Source organism: Rhizobium bangladeshense, assembly GCF_001662075.1.
In the GTDB taxonomy this organism is placed as follows: Bacteria; Pseudomonadota; Alphaproteobacteria; order Rhizobiales; family Rhizobiaceae; genus Rhizobium; species Rhizobium bangladeshense_B.
Genome location: NZ_LYPL01000002.1, coordinates 679,730 through 698,312 on the forward strand (window position 1 = coordinate 679,730; position 18,583 = coordinate 698,312).

General features: G+C 60.3%; 30 protein-coding genes and 2 pseudogenes. 30 read left to right on the forward strand and 2 right to left on the reverse strand.

What is annotated here, in order from left to right; translation table 11 throughout:
- The first annotated feature begins 60 nt into the window (after window positions 1-60).
- The 30 genes and pseudogenes from tuf to A7X77_RS32010 all read left to right on the forward strand — a co-directional run.
- Window positions 61-1,236: an elongation factor Tu gene (gene tuf / locus A7X77_RS07220; protein WP_004669088.1), complete on the forward strand. Its 1,176-nt coding sequence runs from the start codon at window positions 61-63 to the stop codon at window positions 1,234-1,236.
- A 304-nt stretch (window positions 1,237-1,540) separates the two neighbouring features.
- Complete coding sequence (gene rpsJ, locus A7X77_RS07225) at window positions 1,541-1,849, forward strand: 30S ribosomal protein S10 (protein ID WP_003547547.1); 309 nt, start codon at window positions 1,541-1,543, stop codon at window positions 1,847-1,849.
- 33 nt (window positions 1,850-1,882) lie between these two features.
- Window positions 1,883-2,524, forward strand: coding sequence for a 50S ribosomal protein L3 (gene rplC / locus A7X77_RS07230; protein ID WP_004674916.1), 642 nt, complete (start codon window positions 1,883-1,885; stop codon window positions 2,522-2,524).
- A 13-nt stretch (window positions 2,525-2,537) separates the two neighbouring features.
- The gene (rplD, locus tag A7X77_RS07235) at window positions 2,538-3,158 is read left to right on the forward strand and encodes a 50S ribosomal protein L4 (RefSeq protein ID WP_064682262.1); all 621 of its coding nucleotides are present in this window, start codon (window positions 2,538-2,540) and stop codon (window positions 3,156-3,158) included.
- On the forward strand, window positions 3,155-3,448 hold the full coding sequence (locus A7X77_RS07240) for a 50S ribosomal protein L23 (RefSeq protein ID WP_003547550.1): 294 nt from the start codon (window positions 3,155-3,157) through the stop codon (window positions 3,446-3,448). The genes rplD and A7X77_RS07240 overlap by 4 nt, the downstream gene beginning before the upstream one ends.
- Window positions 3,449-3,459: 11 nt before the next feature.
- Window positions 3,460-4,296: a 50S ribosomal protein L2 gene (gene rplB / locus A7X77_RS07245; protein WP_009986456.1), complete on the forward strand. Its 837-nt coding sequence runs from the start codon at window positions 3,460-3,462 to the stop codon at window positions 4,294-4,296.
- A gap of 15 nt (window positions 4,297-4,311) precedes the next feature.
- Entirely contained in the window at window positions 4,312-4,590 is a 279-nt protein-coding gene (gene rpsS, locus A7X77_RS07250) for a 30S ribosomal protein S19 (RefSeq protein WP_003573797.1), read from the forward strand.
- Window positions 4,591-4,592: 2 nt separating this feature from the next.
- Window positions 4,593-4,982, forward strand: coding sequence for a 50S ribosomal protein L22 (rplV, locus tag A7X77_RS07255; RefSeq protein WP_004674922.1), 390 nt, complete (start codon window positions 4,593-4,595; stop codon window positions 4,980-4,982).
- The gene (gene rpsC / locus A7X77_RS07260; RefSeq protein ID WP_003573793.1) at window positions 4,982-5,716 is read left to right on the forward strand and encodes a 30S ribosomal protein S3; all 735 of its coding nucleotides are present in this window, start codon (window positions 4,982-4,984) and stop codon (window positions 5,714-5,716) included. Before rplV ends, rpsC begins: the two co-directional genes overlap by 1 nt.
- Window positions 5,717-5,754: 38 nt before the next feature.
- A complete protein-coding gene (rplP, locus tag A7X77_RS07265) occupies window positions 5,755-6,168 on the forward strand; it encodes a 50S ribosomal protein L16 (RefSeq protein ID WP_003573792.1) in 414 nt (137 codons plus the stop codon).
- A 12-nt stretch (window positions 6,169-6,180) separates the two neighbouring features.
- The gene (rpmC, locus tag A7X77_RS07270) at window positions 6,181-6,381 is read left to right on the forward strand and encodes a 50S ribosomal protein L29 (RefSeq protein ID WP_004674925.1); all 201 of its coding nucleotides are present in this window, start codon (window positions 6,181-6,183) and stop codon (window positions 6,379-6,381) included.
- Between the two features lie 12 nt (window positions 6,382-6,393).
- A complete protein-coding gene (gene rpsQ, locus A7X77_RS07275) occupies window positions 6,394-6,633 on the forward strand; it encodes a 30S ribosomal protein S17 (RefSeq protein WP_004674926.1) in 240 nt (79 codons plus the stop codon).
- Between the two features lie 261 nt (window positions 6,634-6,894).
- Window positions 6,895-7,263 carry a 50S ribosomal protein L14 gene (gene rplN / locus A7X77_RS07280; RefSeq protein ID WP_003573790.1) on the forward strand — a complete coding sequence of 123 codons (369 nt, stop codon included), beginning with the start codon at window positions 6,895-6,897 and terminating at the stop codon, window positions 7,261-7,263.
- Window positions 7,264-7,275: 12 nt separating this feature from the next.
- The gene (gene rplX / locus A7X77_RS07285) at window positions 7,276-7,584 is read left to right on the forward strand and encodes a 50S ribosomal protein L24 (protein WP_004674929.1); all 309 of its coding nucleotides are present in this window, start codon (window positions 7,276-7,278) and stop codon (window positions 7,582-7,584) included.
- Window positions 7,577-8,134, forward strand: a complete 558-nt coding sequence (gene rplE, locus A7X77_RS07290; protein ID WP_064682263.1) for a 50S ribosomal protein L5 — start codon at window positions 7,577-7,579, stop codon at window positions 8,132-8,134. The genes rplX and rplE overlap by 8 nt, the downstream gene beginning before the upstream one ends.
- 32 nt (window positions 8,135-8,166) lie before the next feature.
- Window positions 8,167-8,472 carry a 30S ribosomal protein S14 gene (gene rpsN, locus A7X77_RS07295; RefSeq protein WP_003573787.1) on the forward strand — a complete coding sequence of 102 codons (306 nt, stop codon included), beginning with the start codon at window positions 8,167-8,169 and terminating at the stop codon, window positions 8,470-8,472.
- 12 nt (window positions 8,473-8,484) lie between these two features.
- A complete protein-coding gene (gene rpsH / locus A7X77_RS07300; protein ID WP_004674934.1) occupies window positions 8,485-8,883 on the forward strand; it encodes a 30S ribosomal protein S8 in 399 nt (132 codons plus the stop codon).
- A gap of 42 nt (window positions 8,884-8,925) precedes the next feature.
- Entirely contained in the window at window positions 8,926-9,459 is a 534-nt protein-coding gene (gene rplF, locus A7X77_RS07305) for a 50S ribosomal protein L6 (protein WP_064682264.1), read from the forward strand.
- Between the two features lie 12 nt (window positions 9,460-9,471).
- Complete coding sequence (rplR, locus tag A7X77_RS07310) at window positions 9,472-9,834, forward strand: 50S ribosomal protein L18 (RefSeq protein ID WP_064682265.1); 363 nt, start codon at window positions 9,472-9,474, stop codon at window positions 9,832-9,834.
- Between the two features lie 132 nt (window positions 9,835-9,966).
- Window positions 9,967-10,536: a 30S ribosomal protein S5 gene (gene rpsE, locus A7X77_RS07315; protein WP_003573784.1), complete on the forward strand. Its 570-nt coding sequence runs from the start codon at window positions 9,967-9,969 to the stop codon at window positions 10,534-10,536.
- A gap of 13 nt (window positions 10,537-10,549) precedes the next feature.
- Window positions 10,550-10,759, forward strand: a complete 210-nt coding sequence (gene rpmD, locus A7X77_RS07320) for a 50S ribosomal protein L30 (protein WP_003547566.1) — start codon at window positions 10,550-10,552, stop codon at window positions 10,757-10,759.
- A gap of 16 nt (window positions 10,760-10,775) precedes the next feature.
- Window positions 10,776-11,252, forward strand: a complete 477-nt coding sequence (gene rplO / locus A7X77_RS07325) for a 50S ribosomal protein L15 (protein ID WP_038688291.1) — start codon at window positions 10,776-10,778, stop codon at window positions 11,250-11,252.
- A 235-nt stretch (window positions 11,253-11,487) separates the two neighbouring features.
- Window positions 11,488-12,828: a preprotein translocase subunit SecY gene (gene secY / locus A7X77_RS07330; RefSeq protein ID WP_064682266.1), complete on the forward strand. Its 1,341-nt coding sequence runs from the start codon at window positions 11,488-11,490 to the stop codon at window positions 12,826-12,828.
- Window positions 12,825-13,475 carry an adenylate kinase gene (locus tag A7X77_RS07335; RefSeq protein WP_064682267.1) on the forward strand — a complete coding sequence of 217 codons (651 nt, stop codon included), beginning with the start codon at window positions 12,825-12,827 and terminating at the stop codon, window positions 13,473-13,475. Before secY ends, A7X77_RS07335 begins: the two co-directional genes overlap by 4 nt.
- A 222-nt stretch (window positions 13,476-13,697) precedes the next feature.
- The gene (rpsM, locus tag A7X77_RS07340) at window positions 13,698-14,066 is read left to right on the forward strand and encodes a 30S ribosomal protein S13 (RefSeq protein WP_003573772.1); all 369 of its coding nucleotides are present in this window, start codon (window positions 13,698-13,700) and stop codon (window positions 14,064-14,066) included.
- A gap of 133 nt (window positions 14,067-14,199) precedes the next feature.
- Complete coding sequence (gene rpsK, locus A7X77_RS07345) at window positions 14,200-14,589, forward strand: 30S ribosomal protein S11 (protein WP_003547577.1); 390 nt, start codon at window positions 14,200-14,202, stop codon at window positions 14,587-14,589.
- 97 nt (window positions 14,590-14,686) lie between these two features.
- Window positions 14,687-15,697: a DNA-directed RNA polymerase subunit alpha gene (locus A7X77_RS07350; protein ID WP_003547579.1), complete on the forward strand. Its 1,011-nt coding sequence runs from the start codon at window positions 14,687-14,689 to the stop codon at window positions 15,695-15,697.
- Window positions 15,698-15,821: 124 nt separating this feature from the next.
- Window positions 15,822-16,244, forward strand: coding sequence for a 50S ribosomal protein L17 (gene rplQ, locus A7X77_RS07355; protein WP_010029289.1), 423 nt, complete (start codon window positions 15,822-15,824; stop codon window positions 16,242-16,244).
- Window positions 16,245-16,329: 85 nt separating this feature from the next.
- Window positions 16,330-16,613: pseudogene (locus A7X77_RS33810) on the forward strand (VOC family protein); the annotation flags it as partial.
- A pseudogene (locus tag A7X77_RS32010) lies at window positions 16,603-16,800 on the forward strand (DUF2809 domain-containing protein); the annotation flags it as partial. The pseudogenes A7X77_RS33810 and A7X77_RS32010, both read left to right, overlap by 11 nt.
- On the opposite strand, the gene msrQ reads toward A7X77_RS32010, so the two are convergent.
- Together msrQ and msrP are read right to left on the reverse strand one after the other, a co-directional pair.
- Window positions 16,797-17,468, reverse strand: a complete 672-nt coding sequence (gene msrQ, locus A7X77_RS07365; protein WP_064682269.1) for a protein-methionine-sulfoxide reductase heme-binding subunit MsrQ — start codon at window positions 17,466-17,468, stop codon at window positions 16,797-16,799. The pseudogene A7X77_RS32010 and the gene msrQ overlap by 4 nt on opposite strands.
- On the reverse strand, window positions 17,468-18,415 hold the full coding sequence (gene msrP / locus A7X77_RS07370) for a protein-methionine-sulfoxide reductase catalytic subunit MsrP (protein WP_064682270.1): 948 nt from the start codon (window positions 18,413-18,415) through the stop codon (window positions 17,468-17,470). Before msrP ends, msrQ begins: the two co-directional genes overlap by 1 nt.
- Between the last annotated feature and the right edge of the window lie 168 nt (window positions 18,416-18,583).

Sequence of the window (18,583 nt, forward strand, 5' to 3'; positions counted from 1 at the left end):
CCAATTGACCGATAACAAGAATTAGATCCCCTCGGGGACTAGCAAAACGGAGAGCCGAAAATGGCAAAGAGTAAGTTTGAGCGCAACAAGCCGCACGTCAACATTGGCACGATCGGCCACGTTGACCACGGCAAGACGTCTCTGACGGCAGCGATCACGAAGTACTTCGGTGAGTTCAAGGCGTACGACCAGATCGACGCGGCTCCGGAAGAGAAGGCGCGCGGCATCACGATCTCGACGGCGCACGTCGAATATGAGACGCCGAACCGCCACTACGCGCACGTCGACTGCCCCGGCCATGCCGACTACGTGAAGAACATGATCACCGGTGCCGCCCAGATGGACGGCGCGATCCTGGTGTGCTCGGCTGCTGACGGCCCGATGCCGCAGACGCGCGAACACATTCTGCTGGCCCGCCAGGTCGGCGTTCCGGCGATCGTCGTGTTCCTGAACAAGGTCGACCAGGTTGACGACGCCGAGCTGCTCGAACTCGTCGAGCTCGAAGTTCGCGAACTGCTGTCGTCCTACGACTTCCCGGGCGACGACATCCCTGTTGTCAAGGGTTCGGCGCTTGCCGCTCTTGAAGATAGCGACAAGAAGATCGGTGAAGACGCGATCCGCGAGCTGATGGCAGCGGTCGACTCCTACATCCCGACGCCTGAGCGTCCGATCGACCAGCCGTTCCTGATGCCGATCGAAGACGTGTTCTCGATCTCGGGCCGCGGCACGGTCGTGACCGGCCGCGTCGAGCGTGGCATTGTCAAGGTTGGCGAAGAAGTCGAGATCGTCGGCATCCGTCCGACCTCGAAGACGACGGTGACCGGCGTTGAAATGTTCCGCAAGCTGCTCGACCAGGGCCAGGCCGGCGACAACATCGGCGCGCTGGTTCGCGGTGTGAACCGTGACGGCGTCGAGCGTGGCCAGATCCTGTGCAAGCCGGGTTCGGTCAAGCCGCACAAGAAGTTCATGGCTGAAGCCTACATCCTGACGAAGGAAGAGGGCGGCCGTCATACGCCGTTCTTCACCAACTATCGTCCGCAGTTCTACTTCCGCACGACCGACGTGACCGGCATCGTCACGCTGCCGGAAGGCACGGAAATGGTCATGCCGGGCGACAACGTCACGGTTGCCGTCGAGCTGATCGTTCCGATCGCGATGGAAGAAAAGCTGCGCTTCGCCATCCGCGAAGGCGGCCGCACCGTCGGCGCCGGTATCGTCGCCTCGATCGTCGAGTAATTCCTTCGGCCGCTCCGGCGGAGTGGCCGATTCGATGACATTATTATGAAGCAGGCGGCGCAAGCCGCTTGCTTATTACACAGAAATATAGCAAATGGCGCGCGAGCGCGATTTGCGCGCTGCTTCGGATAACGAAGCGGCGACTAAACAACCAATTAAGGTGGGCTAGAAGGCCCTGAAGACTGGATAGGGTTCCGCTTCGGCGCCCTCTCGATCTTTGAAACCGGTGGTCCGCCTTAGGAAGAAAGAACAACCCGTGTCTTGTTGAGAGACATGTGGAAAACAAACACAAGGATAACGTCGAATGAACGGCCAAAATATCCGCATTCGCCTGAAGGCGTTCGATCACCGGATTCTCGATGCTTCTACGCGCGAGATCGTGTCGACGGCGAAGCGCACCGGTGCAAGCGTCCGGGGCCCCGTTCCGCTTCCGACCCGCATCGAGAAGTTTACGGTCAACCGGTCCCCGCACATCGACAAGAAGAGCCGCGAACAGTTCGAGATGCGCACGCACAAGCGCCTTCTCGACATCGTAGACCCGACCCCGCAGACGGTGGACGCGCTGATGAAGCTCGATCTCGCCGCCGGTGTCGATGTTGAGATCAAGCTCTGAGCTTGCTCGAGCTGAGTTGGAAGGATTGAACCGATGCGTTCAGGTGTGATTGCACAGAAGGTGGGAATGACCCGCGTCTACAACGACGCCGGCGAGCATGTCCCGGTAACGGTACTGCGTATGGACGGCTGCCAGGTCGTTGCCACGCGCACTGTCGAAAAGAATGGCTATACCGCAGTTCAGCTCGGTGCAGGCCAGGCGAAGGTGAAGAACACGTCGAAGGCGATGCGCGGCAACTTTGCCGTCGCCAACGTCGAGCCGAAGGCCAAGCTCGCAGAATTCCGCGTCTCGGAAGACAATCTGCTCGAGATCGGCACGGAGCTCAAGGCAGGTCACTTTGCCGCCGGTCAGCTCGTCGACGTGACGGGCACGACGATCGGTAAGGGTTTTGCCGGCGCCATGAAGCGCCACGGTTTCGGCGGTCTGCGTGCCACGCACGGTGTGTCGGTTTCGCACCGCTCGCACGGTTCGACCGGCTCGCGCCAGGATCCGGGCAAGGTTTTCAAGAACAAGAAGATGGCTGGTCACATGGGCCAGACGCGCGTCACGACGCAGAACCTGGAAGTGGTTTCGACCGACGAAGATCGTGGTCTGATCCTGATCAAGGGTGCTGTTCCCGGTTCCAAGGGTGCCTGGATCATCGTGCGCGACGCCGTCAAGTCGGCCGCGAAGTAAGGGAGCCAGATCAATGGAATTGAACGTCAAGACCCTCGAGGGAAAAGACGCCGGGAAGGTTTCCCTTTCGGACGAAATTTTCGGCCTCGAGCCCCGCGAAGACATTCTCGCCCGCGTCATCCGCTGGCAGCTTGCCAAGAAGCAGCAGGGCACACACAAGGCAAAGGGCCGCGCTGAAGTGTCGCGCACCGGCGCCAAGATGTACAAGCAGAAGGGTACGGGCCGCGCCCGTCACCATTCGGCTCGCGCGCCGCAGTTCCGCGGCGGCGGCAAGGCCCACGGCCCGGTTGTCCGCAGCCACGAGCACGACCTTCCGAAGAAGGTTCGCGCGCTTGGCCTTCGCCACGCCCTTTCGGCCAAGATCAAGGCCGATGACGTCATCGTCATCGACAACCTGGTCGCCTCCGAAGCCAAGACCAAGGCTCTCGCGTCCGCTTTCGAGACGCTCGGCCTGACCAACGCCCTCTTCATTGGCGGCGCAGAGCTTGACGGCAACTTCAAGCTCGCAGCTCAGAACATCCCGAACATCGATGTTCTGCCGATCCAGGGCATCAATGTTTACGACATCGTGCGCCGCGGCAAGCTCGTGCTTTCCAAGGCTGCGGTTGAAGCGCTAGAGGAGCGATTCAAGTGACCGATCTCCGCCACTACGATGTGATCGTCTCCCCGGCGATCACCGAAAAGTCCACGCTGGTCTCCGAGAACAACCAGGTTGTTTTCAATGTCGCCAAGCAGGCGACGAAGCCGGAAATCAAGGCTGCGGTCGAGGCGCTGTTCGGCGTCAAGGTCACGGCCGTCAACACTCTGCTGCGCAAGGGCAAGACCAAGCGGTTCCGCGGTTTTGTCGGCAAGCAGAAGGACGTGAAGAAGGCTGTCGTGACGCTGGCTGAAGGCCAGACGATCGACGTCTCCACCGGTCTCTGAGGAATAAGAATATGGCATTGAAAACATTCAATCCGACGACCCCGAGCCAGCGTCAGCTGGTCATCGTGGACCGCTCCTCGCTCTACAAGGGCAAGCCGGTCAAGGCGCTGACGGAAGGTCTGAGCAAGAGCGGCGGTCGTAACAACCTCGGCCGCATCACTGCCCGCTTCATCGGCGGCGGTCACAAGCGCAGCTACCGTCTGGTCGACTTCAAGCGTCGCAAGTTCGATGTCGAAGGCACGGTCGAGCGTATCGAATACGACCCGAACCGCACGGCTTTCATCGCGCTGGTGAGCTATGCCGACGGCGAACAGGCCTACATAATCGCTCCGCAGCGTCTTGCTGCCGGCGACAAGGTCATCGCTTCGGAAAAGGCTGTCGACGTCAAGCCCGGCAACACCATGCCGCTGCAGTACATTCCGGTCGGCTCCATCATCCACAACGTGGAAATGAAGCCGGGCAAGGGCGGTCAGATCGCCCGTTCCGCCGGCTCCTACGCGCAGCTCGTCGGTCGTGACCAGGGCATGGCGATCCTTCGCCTGAACTCCGGTGAACAGCGTCTGGTCAGCGGCATCTGCCTCGCTTCGATCGGCGCCGTCTCGAACCCGGACCACGCCAACATCAACGACGGCAAGGCCGGTCGTACCGTTTGGCGCGGCAAGCGTCCGCATAACCGCGGTGTCGTCATGAACCCGGTCGACCATCCGCACGGCGGTGGTGAAGGCCGCACCTCCGGTGGTCGCCATCCGGTGACACCATGGGGCAAGCCGACCAAGGGCAAGCGCACCCGGTCGAACAAGTCGACCGACAAGATGATCATGCGCTCGCGTCATCAGCGTAAGAAGTAAGAGAGGAAGTCTCCAATGGCTCGTTCAGTATGGAAAGGTCCGTTCGTTGACGGCTATCTTCTCAAGAAGGCTGAGAAGGTTCGTGAAGGCGGACGTGCAGAAGTGATCAAGATCTGGAGCCGTCGCTCCACGATCCTGCCGCAGTTCGTCGGTCTTACCTTCGGCGTCTACAACGGCAGCAAGCATATCCCGGTCAGCGTCAATGAAGACATGGTCGGCCACAAATTCGGTGAATTCTCTCCGACCCGCACCTACTACGGTCACGGCGCGGACAAGAAGGCGAAGAGGAAGTAACAATGGGCAAGGCAAAAGCCGAACGCCGGCTGAAGGACAACGAGGCGCAAGCAGTCGCCCGCACGCTCCGCGTCAGCCCCCAGAAGCTCAACCTGGTTGCTGCGGCCATCCGCGGCAAGAAGGTCGAGCGTGCACTCGCTGAGCTGGAGTTCTCCCGCAAGCGCATCGCGGGCGCCGTCAAGAAGACGCTCGAATCCGCGATCGCCAACGCCGAGAATAACCACGATCTCGACGTCGACGCACTCGTCGTCGCCGAGGCTTATGTCGGCAAGTCGATCGTCATGAAGCGCTTCCACGCTCGTGGCCGTGGTCGCGCGTCGCGTATCGAAAAGCCCTTCGCGCACTTGACGATCGTCGTTCGTGAAGTGCAGGCAGCAGAGGAGGCCGCATAATGGGTCAGAAAATCAATCCGATCGGTTTCCGTCTCGGCATCAACCGTACCTGGGATAGCCGCTGGTTCGCGGACAATGCCGAATACGGCCAGCTGCTGCACGAAGACCTGAAGATGCGCAAGTTCGTCATGAGCGAACTGAAGCAGGCCGGGATCTCCAAGGTGGTCATCGAGCGTCCGCACAAGAAGTGCCGCGTCACGATCCACTCGGCCCGTCCGGGCCTGATCATCGGCCGCAAGGGCGCCGACATCGACAAGCTCCGCAAGAAGCTGTCTGACATGACCAACTCGGAAACGCACCTCAACATTGTCGAAGTGCGCAAGCCCGAAGTCGACGCAACGCTGGTCGCTCAGTCGATCGCCCAGCAGCTCGAGCGCCGCGTGGCTTTCCGCCGCGCCATGAAGCGCGCCGTTCAGTCCGCAATGCGTCTTGGCGCCGAAGGCATCAAGATCACCTGCGCCGGCCGTCTCGGCGGTGCGGAGATCGCCCGTACGGAATGGTACCGCGAAGGTCGCGTTCCGCTGCACACGCTGCGTGCCGACATCGACTACGGCACGGCAGAAGCAGAAACCGCATTCGGTATCTGCGGCATCAAGGTCTGGATCTTCAAGGGCGAAATCCTTGAGCACGATCCGATGGCTTCCGAACGTCGCGCGCTGGAAGGCGACGCACAGGGTCCGGCAAGCCGCGAACGCGACCGTGGCGATCGTCGCCGCGAACGCGACAACGCGTAATTAGCGCTGGCGAAAGATAAGCTCGGAGAAGTAAGAAAATGTTGCAGCCAAAGCGTACTAAGTACCGCAAGCAGTTCAAGGGCCGCATCAAGGGCGTCGCCAAGGGCGGTTCTGACTTGGCATTCGGCGAATTCGGCCTGAAGGCTCAGGAGCCCAACCGCGTCAACGCACGCGAGATCGAAGCGGCCCGCCGCGCGATCACGCGTTACATGAAGCGCGCCGGCCGTGTATGGATCCGCGTGTTCCCGGACGTTCCGGTAACCGCAAAGCCGACCGAAGTCCGCATGGGTAAGGGTAAGGGCTCCGTTGAGTACTGGGCATGCAAGGTCAAGCCCGGTCGTATGATGTTCGAGATCGACGGCGTCAGCGAAGAGATCGCCCGTGAGGCACTTCGTCTCGGCTCTGCCAAGCTCTCGGTCAAGACGCGCTTCGTACAGCGCATTGCAGAGTAAGGGATTGAGCTCATGAAAGCCTCAGATGTTCGCGCGTTGACCGCCGACCAACTCAAGGACGAGCTTGCCAAGCTGAAGAAGGAGCAGTTCAACCTGCGCTTCCAGAAGGCGACCGGCCAGCTCGAAAAGTCCTCGCGCATCAACGAAGTCCGTAAGGACATCGCCCGCGTCAAAACCATTGCCCGCCAGAAGGCGGCAGAAGTTAAGGCCTAAAGGAAGAAAAATATGCCGAAGCGCATCCTGCAGGGCGTCGTCGTTGGCGACAAGAACGAGAAGACGGTAGTGGTTCGCGTCGAGCGTCGTTTCGCTCACCCGCTGCTCCAGAAGACCGTTCGTCGTTCCAAGAAGTACAAGGCCCACGACGAAAACAACCAGTACAAGATCGGCGATACCGTATCCATCGAGGAATGCGCGCCGATCTCCAAGGACAAGCGCTGGACGGTGATCGCCGCCCAGGGCAAGTAAACAGAATTTTGCGCGAGGCCTTGCGTCTCGCCGAAATATCTGTATGAAGCAGCGTCAGAACGCTCGAATGCCGGGCGTTCTTTTGCTTTGAGCGCACGGAAGGTCCCGTTCGGGAAACCACCCTGGCACGATCGACCCCGCGCTATTCAGCTATTGCCGCGTTCCTGCTTGCCTTACGGCAGGTTGGCCGGCGAACATTTTCATAAGCCGGAGTAGGGGGCCTGGCCCAACCATTCCGGTAAACCAAGAAGGCGACCTGATATGATTCAGATGCAAACAAACCTCGACGTCGCGGATAATTCCGGCGCACGTCGTGTCATGTGCATCAAGGTGCTGGGCGGCTCGAAGCGCAAGTATGCCTCGATCGGCGACGTCATCGTCGTTTCGATCAAGGAAGCGATCCCGCGCGGCCGCGTGAAGAAGGGTGACGTGATGAAGGCGGTTGTCGTTCGCACCGCCAAGGACATCCGTCGTCCGGATGGCTCGGTCATCCGCTTCGACACCAACGCAGCAGTCCTCATCGACAACAAGAAAGAGCCGATCGGCACCCGTATCTTCGGACCGGTTCCGCGCGAACTTCGCGCCAAGAACCACATGAAGATCATCTCGCTGGCTCCCGAAGTACTGTAAGGAGCGGAAGCGATGCAGAAGATTCGTAAAGGCGACAAGGTCGTCATGCTCGCTGGCAAGGACAAGGGCCGCACCGGCGAAGTCGTTCAGGTCATGCCGAAGGAAGATCGTGCGGTCGTTCGTGGCGTCAACGTCGTAAAGCGCCACCAGCGCCAGACGCAGACCCAGGAAGCCGGCATCATCAACAAGGAAGCCCCGGTTCACCTGTCCAACATTGCAATCGTCGACAAGGACGGCAAGCCGACCCGCGTCGGTTTCAAGGTCGTTGACGGCAAGAAGGTCCGCGTGGCCAAGCGTTCTGGAGAAGTGATCGATGGCTGAGGCAAAGTACGAGCCGCGGCTCAAGAAAGAATATGTCGAGCGCATCCGCAAGGCGATGCAGGAGAAGTTCTCCTACGCCAACGAGATGATGATTCCGAAGCTCGACAAGATCGTAATCAACATGGGCGTCGGTGAAGCGACCGCTGACTCGAAGAAGCCGACGGTTGCTGCCGCCGACCTCGCAGCGATCGCCGGTCAGAAACCGGTTATCACCCGCGCACGCAACTCTATCGCAGGCTTCAAGGTCCGCGAAAACATGCCGATTGGCGCGAAGGTCACCCTGCGCGGCACCCGCATGTACGAGTTCCTGGATCGTCTGGTCAACATCGCGCTCCCGCGCGTTCGCGACTTCCGCGGCCTGAACCCGAAGAGCTTTGACGGCCGTGGCAACTTCGCCATGGGCATCAAGGAACACATTGTGTTCCCTGAGATCAACTACGACAAGGTTGATCAGATGTGGGGCATGGACATCATCGTTTGCACGACGGCGACGACCGACGACGAAGCACGGACTCTCCTTAAGGAGTTCAGCTTCCCGTTCCGTCAATAACCGTAACGACGAGCGTAGAAAAGGAACCTGACATGGCGAAGACAAGCGCAGTTGAAAAGAACAAGCGCCGCCGTACTACGGTCGCCAACCAGGCCGCTAAGCGGGCTGCGTTGAAGGCGATCATCATGAACCAGGCTCTTCCGATCGAAGAGCGGTTCAAGGCCTCGATCAAGCTGGCATCCCTGCCGCGTGATGGATCGAAGACCCGCATTCGCAACCGTTGCGAAGTATCGGGTCGTCCGCGCGCATATTACCGCAAACTGCGCATGTCGCGTATTGCGCTGCGTGAACTCGGCAATCTCGGCAAGGTGCCGGGCATCGTCAAGTCGAGCTGGTAAGGAGCAGGTTAGATGACAATGACTGATCCGTTGGGCGATATGCTCACCCGTATCCGTAACGGCGCTTCCCGCCGCAAGTCGTCGGTCTCGACGCCTGCGTCCAAGCTCCGCGCGCGTGTTCTCGATGTCCTGCAGTCCGAAGGCTACATCCGTGGCTATTCCGTTGTCGATTTCGGCAATGGCAAGTCGGAGCTCAACATCGAGCTGAAATACTATGAAGGCGCATCGGTGATCCGTGAGATCGGCCGTGTGTCCAAGCCGGGCCGCCGGGTTTATGTCTCGGTCAAGTCCATTCCGCAGGTCGCGAACGGCCTCGGCATCACCATCCTTTCGACTCCGAAGGGTGTGATGGCCGATCACCAGGCTCGCGAACAGAACGTTGGTGGCGAGGTTCTTTGCTCGGTCTTCTAAGACAGGGCAGGGATCTCCATAGCGAACAGACAGGATTGAAACATGTCTCGTATCGGTAAAAAGCCCGTTCAGGTGCCTGCTGGAATCACGGCTACGGTCGATGGCCAGAAGGTCACTGCAAAGGGCCCGAAGGGCGAGCTGTTCTTCGTCGCGAATGACGAAATCAGCCTCAAGCTCGAAAACAACGCGGTCGTCGTGACACCGCTGAACCAGTCCAAGAATGCACGCTCGAAGTGGGGCATGTCCCGCACGATGATCGAAGGCATCTTCAAGGGCGTCAAGGAAGGTTTCGAGCGCAAGCTTGAAATCAACGGCGTGGGTTACCGCGCCGCCATGCAGGGCAAGAACCTGCAGCTGGCCCTCGGTTTCAGCCACGACGTGATCTACGAACCGCCGGTCGGTATCTCGATCGCTGTGCCGAAGCCGACGGAAATCGTCGTCAGCGGCATCAACAAGCAGCAGGTCGGCCAGGTTGCCGCCGAAATCCGCGAATATCGCGGTCCCGAACCCTACAAGGGCAAGGGCGTCAAGTATGCCGACGAGCGGATCGTCCGCAAAGAAGGCAAGAAGAAGTAAGGATCACGCGAAATGGCTAGCAGGAAAGAAGCACTTGCACGTCGTGCCAACCGCGTGCGCCGTCATATCAAGTCGGTGGCCAATGGCCGTCCGCGCCTGTCGGTTCATCGCTCCTCGAAGAACATCTATGCCCAGATCATCGATGATGTGGCCGGCAAGACGCTTGCGTCCGCCTCCACCCTCGACAAGGATCTGCGCGGTTCTCTGAAGACCGGTGCCGATACCGCCGCCGCTGCTGCAGTGGGCAAGCTCGTCGCCGAGCGCGCCTCCAAGGCCGGCGTGTCGGAAGTCGTGTTCGACCGTGGCGCCTTCATCTATCACGGCCGCATCAAGGCTCTCGCCGAAGCGGCCCGCGAAGGCGGTCTCACCTTCTGATCAGTTTCCGGCCGGACGCTTTTGCGCCGGCCGGATTTTCGCCGGATCGCAAGGCACTCCCCAAGAAGGGGAGGCTGATGCGGTCCTCATTTGTTTGCCGATTGCACCCGGAAAAGAAAAAGGAAGAGGACAATGGCACAGGAAAGAAGGCCGCAGCGGGAAGACCGCCAGAGCCGTGAAGAGCGCGATAGCGAATTCGTCGACAAGCTTGTCGCGATCAACCGCGTCGCCAAGGTCGTCAAGGGCGGCCGTCGTTTTGGTTTCGCAGCACTCGTCGTCGTCGGCGACCAGAAGGGCCGCGTCGGCTTTGGCCATGGCAAGGCGCGCGAAGTGCCGGAAGCCATCCGCAAGGCAACCGAAGCCGCCAAGCGCGAACTGATTTTCGTACCGCTGCGTGACGGCCGTACGCTGCATCACGACGTTCATGGCCGCCACGGCGCCGGCAAGGTTCTGCTGCGCTCGGCCAAGGTCGGAACCGGCATCATCGCCGGCGGTCCGATGCGCGCCGTTTTCGAAACGCTCGGCATGCACGACGTCGTCGCCAAGTCGACCGGTTCGTCGAACCCCTACAACATGGTTCGCGCCACCTTCGACGCTCTGAAGCACCAGGTTCACCCGAAGGACATCGCAGCTCAGCGCGGCATCAAGTATGCAACGCTGCAGGCTCGTCGTAGCGCCTCCGGCAACGCCTCTGAAGAATAAGAGGAGCTGACCAATGGCCAAGGCTACCAAGAAGGCTGAAGCGAAGACTGTCACGATCGAACAGATCGGCAGCCCGATTCGCCGTCCGGACGTCCAGCAGCGCACGCTGATCGGTCTCGGACTGAACAAGATGCACCGTCGCCGCACGCTGGAGGATACCCCTTCGGTTCGCGGCATGATCCGTGCTGTCCAGCATCTCGTTCGCGTCGTCGACGAGAAGTGAGACGGAGGAAACGCTCATGAAACTCAATGAAATCAAGGACAACGAAGGCTCGACCCACAGCCGCAAGCGCCTCGGCCGCGGTATCGGCTCGGGCTCGGGCAAGACCGGTGGTCGCGGTGTGAAGGGTCAGAAGTCCCGTTCCGGCGTCGCCATCAACGGCTTCGAAGGCGGCCAGATGCCTATCTATCGTCGCCTGCCGAAGCGCGGCTTCAACAACATCTTCGCTTCCGACTTCGTCGTCGTGTCGCTCGCCCGTATCCAGGCTGCGATCGACGCCGGCAAGCTCGATGCGAAGGCCACCGTTGACGCAGCCTCCCTCAAGGCTGCCGGTGTCATCCGCCGCGCCAAGGACGGCGTCCGCGTTCTCGCCGACGGCGAGCTCAAGGCCAAGATCACCATCGTCGTCGCAGGCGCTTCCAAGCCTGCCGTCGAGAAGATCGAAAAGGCTGGCGGCAGCGTGACCCTGCTTTCGGCTCCTGCTGCAGCCGAATAATAATCTGATGATATGTCGCCCGGGGTGCTTCACACCGGGCGATTTTGCTCCCATATGTGGGCCTCACAAAATGTTGGCTGGCGCCCCCGCGTCATGCCGGTAAGACTGGAAACAAGGGTGAGGCATGGGGTTGCGCTGCAATCCGTTCCAAGCCCGGTTTTGGATAATTTTCATACTGATTCCGGGGCCGGCCTGTCCCCCAGAGACGGTCGGAATTGGTAGCGCGGAGAATCGCATGGCTTCTGCAGCGGAACAATTGGCATCCAACCTCAATTTTTCGACCTTTGCCAAAGCCGAGGATTTGAAGAAGCGCCTGTGGTTCACACTGGCAGCTCTCCTCGTCTACAGGCTCGGTACCCATATTCCGCTTCCGGGTCTCAACCCCGAAGCCTATGCCCAGGCTTTCCGCGGCCAGGCAGGCGGCATCCTCGGCCTTTTCAACATGTTTTCGGGCGGCGCCGTCGAGCGCATGGCGATCTTCGCGCTCGGCATCATGCCCTACATTTCCGCCTCGATCATCGTGCAGCTGATGACCTCGGTCGTGCCAGCGCTCGAAAACCTGAAGAAGGAAGGTGAACAGGGCCGTAAGATCATCAACCAGTACACCCGTTACGGTACGGTGATTCTCGGTGCACTGCAGGCCTACGGCATTGCCGCCGGTCTTGAGAGCGGTCAGGGCCTCGTCGTCGATCCGGGCTGGTTCTTCCGCGTTTCCACCGTCCTGACGCTGCTCGGCGGCACGATGTTCCTGATGTGGCTCGGCGAGCAGATCACCTCGCGCGGCATCGGCAACGGCATTTCGCTGATCATCTTCGCCGGCATCGCCGCCGGCCTTCCTGCGGCCCTTGCCGGCACGCTCGAACTCGGCCGCACCGGTGCGCTGTCGACCCCGCTCATCCTGCTCGTCATTATCGTTGCGATCGCGGTCATCGGCATCATCGTCTTCGTCGAACGTGCGCAGCGCCGGCTGCTGATTCAGTATCCGAAGCGCCAGGTCGGCAATCGCATGTTCCAGGGCGACACCTCGCATCTGCCGCTGAAGCTCAACACCTCGGGCGTCATCCCGGCGATTTTCGCGTCGTCGCTGCTGCTGCTGCCGGCAACGATTGCTGGCTTTGCCAGCACCACCGCTATGCCGGCCTGGGCGACGTCGATCGTTGCGGCGCTCGGCCATGGTCAGCCGCTCTACATGGTGCTCTACGCGGCACTGATCGCCTTCTTCGCCTTCTTCTACACTGCCATCGTCTTCAATCCGAAGGACACGGCCGACAATCTGAAGAAGCATGGCGGCTTCATTCCCGGCATCCGTCCGGGTGAGCGCACCGCCGAATACATCGACTACGTGCTGACCCGTATCACTGTCATCGGCGCGATCTATCTCGTCTTCGTCTGCATCCTTCCCGAGATTCTGGTGTCGCAAACCGGCATTCCATTAGCCCTTGGTGGGACTTCGCTTTTGATCGTGGTTAGCGTAACTCTTGATACGGTGGCACAGATCCAGGGTCACCTGATCGCGCAGCAATACGAAGGCCTGATCAAGAAATCGAAGTTGCGTGGAGGAAAGAGGGGGCGATGAGACTTATCCTTTTGGGACCGCCGGGCGCGGGCAAGGGAACCCAGGCCCAGCGGATCGTGGAAAAGCACGGCATTCCGCAGCTTTCCACGGGTGATATGCTGCGTGCGGCGGTCAATGCGGGCACGGAAGTCGGCAAGCGCGCCAAGGCGGTGATGGACGCCGGCAAGCTGGTCTCGGATGAGATCGTCATTGCCATCGTTTCGGAGCGAATCGACCAGCCTGATTGCGCCAACGGCTTCATTCTCGACGGCTTCCCCCGGACGCTGGTCCAGGCGGACGCCACCGAGGCGATGCTGAAGGCAAAGGGTCTCGATCTCTCCGTCGTCGTCGAATTCCGAGTCGATGATGCCGAACTGGTTCGTCGCGTTGCCGGTCGCTACTCCTGCGCGCAGTGCGGTAGCGTCTATCACGACACCGACAAGGTTCCGGCCAAGGAAGGCGTTTGCGACAAGTGCGGTTCAACCCACTTCAAGCGCCGTCCGGACGACACTCCGGAAACCATGACGGCGCGGCTGCAGGTCTATTACAAGGAAACCTCACCGCTGATCGGCTACTATCATGCCAAGGGAAAGCTTAGGTCGGTCGACGGCATGGCCGAGATCGATCAGGTGACCGCCGAGGTCGAAGCCATTCTTTCTAAGCTTTAAGGCTTTGAAAATAAAACTTGGCGGAACGGTTGCTTTTCAGCAGTGATTCCGCTAAACACCGCGCCAACTCGCGACATTCCATGCGATCGGCGCGGATTTCCCAGGGAAGTCCGGGTGCGGTCGTTTTGACATGTTGCGGACGTAAATCTGAACGAGCGGTTCCAAAGACCGCATAACGAAGCCCACTTGCCGGATGGCAACTGGAATGCAAGGAGAACAGGCGTGGCACGTATCGCTGGCGTCAACATCCCGACTGCAAAGCGCGTGGTCATCGCGCTGACCTACATTCACGGGATCGGTCCGAAATTCGCACAGGAAATCGTCGAGAAGGTCGGTATCCCGGCTGAACGCCGTGTGCATCAGCTGACGGACGCCGAAGTCCTTCAGATCCGCGAAGCCATCGACCGTGACTATCAGGTCGAGGGTGATCTTCGTCGCGATACCGCGATGAACATCAAGCGCCTGATGGACCTCGGCTGCTACCGCGGCCTGCGTCATCGCCGCGGCCTTCCGGTTCGCGGCCAGCGCACGCACACCAATGCCCGCACCCGCAAGGGGCCGGCAAAGGCAATCGCTGGTAAGAAGAAGTAATTTCCGGGAAACCGGGATGAGGGGGCTGGCGGTCTGCGCCGGCCTCTTTTGAGTTTGGAGCGGGACCATATAGGCGCCGTTCCGGTGTAGCCGCTGGTATTACGGCGGTGAAGAGATCAACGAAAGGAATAGCATGGCTAAGGAAGCCGTCCGCGTTCGCCGTCGCGAGCGCAAGAATATCTCGTCGGGTGTCGCTCACGTCAACTCGACCTTCAACAACACGATGATCACCATCACCGATGCGCAGGGCAATGCGATCGCTTGGTCGTCGGCTGGCGCCAAGGGCTTCAAGGGCTCGCGCAAGTCGACTCCGTTCGCCGCTCAGATCGCTGCCGAAGACTGCGCCAAGAAGGCCCAGGAGCACGGCATGAAGTCGCTGGAAGTCGAAGTCTGCGGCCCGGGTTCGGGTCGTGAATCGGCTCTGCGCGCGCTCCAGGCTGCGGGTTTCATGATCACGTCCATCCGCGACGTGACCCCGATCCCGCACAATGGCTGCCGTCCGCGCAAGAAGCGCCGCGTCTGATCATCGCTCTCGTCACCGGTGAGCGCCTTCGCGCTCCCGGTGGTTTTCAAGCTCGGTTGCCACGATTGGATGGTGGCAACGAACGGAAGGCAAACTCATGATTCAGAAGAACTGGCAGGAACTGATCAAGCCGAACAAGGTGGAGTTCTCCTCGAGCTCGCGCACCAGGGCGACGCTTGTTGCCGAACCGCTGGAGCGCGGCTTCGGCCTCACCCTCGGCAACGCGCTGCGTCGCGTTCTGCTCTCCTCGCTGCGCGGTGCCGCCGTCACGGCGGTGCAGATCGACGGCGTGCTGCATGAATTCTCCTCGATTCCGGGCGTCCGCGAAGACGTGACGGACATCGTGCTCAACATCAAGGAAATCGCCATCAAGATGGATGGCGACGACGCAAAGCGCATGGTCGTGCGCAAGCAGGGCCCGGGCGTTGTTACGGCTGGCGACATTCAGACGGTCGGCGATATCGAAATCCTCAACCCCGAGCATGTGATCTGCACGCTCGACGAGGGCGCCGAAATCCGCATGGAATTCACCGTCAACAACGGCAAGGGCTACGTTCCTGCCGAACGCAATCGTGCGGAAGATGCTCCGATCGGTCTCATCCCGGTCGACAGCCTTTATTCGCCGGTCAAGAAGGTGTCCTACAAGGTTGAAAACACCCGCGAAGGACAGGTTCTCGACTATGACAAGCTGAACATGACCATCGAAACCGATGGCTCGATCACCGGCGAAGACGCCGTCGCTTTCGCGGCGCGCATCCTCCAGGATCAGCTTGGCGTCTTCGTCAACTTCGACGAGCCGCAGAAGGAAACCGAAGAGGAAGCAGTCACCGAACTCGCTTTCAACCCGGCTCTCCTGAAGAAGGTGGACGAACTCGAACTGTCGGTCCGTTCGGCAAACTGCCTGAAGAACGACAACATCGTCTACATCGGCGACCTCATTCAGAAGACCGAAGCAGAAATGCTCCGCACACCGAATTTTGGTCGCAAGTCGCTGAACGAAATCAAGGAAGTTCTCGCTTCCATGGGCCTGCACCTCGGCATGGAAGTGCCGGCATGGCCGCCCGAGAACATCGAAGATCTCGCCAAGCGTTACGAAGACCAATATTGAGAAAACAAAAGGCAGGCTCTTTCGACTGCCTTTCCCCGTCAAACAGCAGGCCGATCGCCTGCATGTGCCAGGAAACGGCAGGCCCGCTCAGTGTAAAGGGCACCTGCATTAAAGGAGAATAGCAATGCGCCATGGTAAAGCCGGCCGCAAGCTGAATAGAACTGCAAGCCACCGCAAGGCGATGTTCGCCAACATGGCGGCTTCGCTGATTACCCACGAGCAGATCGTCACGACCCTGCCGAAAGCCAAGGAAATTCGTCCGATCGTCGAGAAGCTCGTCACGCTCGGCAAGCGCGGTGACCTGCACGCTCGCCGTCAGGCGATTTCGCAGATCCGCGACGCCGCCGTCGTTTCGAAGCTGTTCGACACGATCGCAACGCGTTACGCCACCCGCAACGGCGGCTACCTGCGCATCATGAAGGCCGGCTTCCGCCAGGGCGACAATGCCGCCATGGCCGTTGTCGAATTCGTTGATCGCGACACCTATGCCAAGGGCGCAGCCGACAAGGCCCGCGTCGCTGCCGAAGAGCAGGCCGTCGCTGCCTAAGATTTCCGCTTTCGGAAAGCTGGAAAGCCGGGCCTTTGCGCCCGGCTTTTTTATTTGTGCTGGCATTTGATGAGTGAGCAGCGCCATGATCGACCACATAACCGTCGCGGTGGGTGATTTGTCGAGGAGCAAGCCCTTCGACGAAAAAGCGTTCTTACCCCTGAGTTACCGGCTAACCTTCGGTAAGGAGAACGTCTTCTGGCCTTCGATATCGGTAGTGGCTGCCTGTTCGAGATCCAGCAGGCGGAGAGCCCGCCGCCGCTGACCCGGATTCATGTCGCTTTCAGGGCGCGCAGCAAGGCCGAGGTCGATGCCTTCCATCGTGCAAGAACGCCGGCTGCAGGAATTGCAGCGTTTGGCGCTGGCGGTTGCCATCTGCGTTGAATTCTTCCGGCTCTACCACACACCCAGGCTCGATGCATTTCGACTGACGACCGCCGGAGCTTTACTGCTTGGGGGCTTCTCGCCTTGGAATATTTTGGCTTACGCGATCGGGATAGCTGCGACCTATGCTTTTGATCCCGTACATAGGCCATCCTCGCCTGAGCGGCGTTAAACCGATTGTCGCGAAGCTGATGAGCCGACGGGCCGGCCGCGCGGCCCTCCTTGTGCTTTCTTCCGGCTGCGGGCGATCGGCCGCCAGGAGCGGTAGAGGATGAGGGCGATGATCAGCCCGACATAGATATATTGCTCGAGATCGAGGATCTTGGTCGAAAGCGCGAAGTGCAGCGCTCCGCTGGCGGCGATGATGTAGACGAGACGATGCAGCCGGTTCCAGTTCTTCCCGAGACGGCGGATCGAGAAATTGTTGGACGTCGCCGCCAGCGGAATAAGCATCGCCAGGGCCGCCATGCCGAACATGATGAAAGGGCGCTTCAGCACATCGTTGATGACCGCTTGGATATCCATCGCTTGGTCGAGCACCATGTAGACGGTGAAGTGCATCAGCGCGTAGTAGAAGGTCAAAAGGCCGAGCGCGCGGCGGTAGCGCAGATAATTCCAGCCGAACAGCTCGCGGGCCGGCGAGATGGCAAGTGTCACAATCAGGAAGCGGATCGTCCAGATGCCGAGGAAGAGCTCGAAGGTCTTGACCGGATCGGCGCCGAGCTGATCGGTCGCGCCGAGATAGAAGGTCCAGGCGGCCGGCAGAAGCCCCACGGCATAAAGCAGCCAGACCGAGGCGGGTTGCCAGCGTTTCGGGATGGCGAGCGACAGTTCCGCCATCAGAAATTCGCCTTCAGGTCCATGCCGGCGTAGAGGCTCGCCACCTCGTCGGCATAGCCGTTGAAGGGCAGGGTGGGTCGGCGGCTCGCGCCGAAGAAGCCGCTTTCGCCGATGCGCCGCTCGCTCGCCTGGCTCCAGCGCGGATGGTCGACGGTAGGGTTGACGTTGGCGTAGAAGCCGTATTCCTGCGGATTGGTGACCTGCCAGGTATTCTTCGGCTGCTGGTCGGTGAGAGTGATCCTGACGATCGACTTGATGCCCTTGAAGCCGTATTTCCACGGCACGACCAGGCGGATCGGCGCGCCGTTCTGGTTCGGCAGCGTTTCACCATAGAGGCCGACGGCAAGCAGCGTCAGCGGGTGGCGCGCCTCGTCGAGCCGCAGACCTTCGACATAGGGCCAGTCGAGCGACTGGAAGAAACCCTTCTGCCCCGGCATCTCCTCCGGCCGCACCACGGTTTCGAAGGCGACATATTTGGCGCTGCCGAGCGGCTCCACCTTGTCGAGCAGCGATGCCAGCGGAAAGCCGTCCCAGGGAATGACCATCGACCATGCCTCGACGCAGCGCATCCGGTAGGTGCGCTCCTCGATCGGAAATTCCTTGATCAGCGCCTCGATGTCGAAGGTGCCAGGCTTGTTGACCATGCCGTCGACCTTGACCGTCCAGGGCAGCGGCTTGAAATCACCGGAATTTGCCGCCGGATCGCCCTTGTCGAGGCCGAACTCATAGAAATTGTTGTAGGTGGTGACGTCCTTGAGCGGCGTCGGCTTCTCGTCGACCTTATACTTGCTCTCGACGGCCGAAAGGGCGGCCGCACTCGCCTTGCCGGCGCCATAAAGCGCCATGGCGCCGAGCGTTGCAGCACCGAGGAATTCCCGGCGGCGCATATAGATCTGGCGCGGCGTGATCTCCGACGACGCGATCTTGGGGGGGCGATAGCTTGGCATGTCGAAACCTCCAGGGCGGATTTCTTGAATATAGTTCTTAAACGAACCGCCCGCATGTTTGGATTAGCTATGCCTTGAATCGCGACGACGGGAAGCCAATTTTTTGTGTTCGGCTGTGATGGAATAGGCTGTAACAAAACCTGGCGCCGAACCGTATATCATCGATTA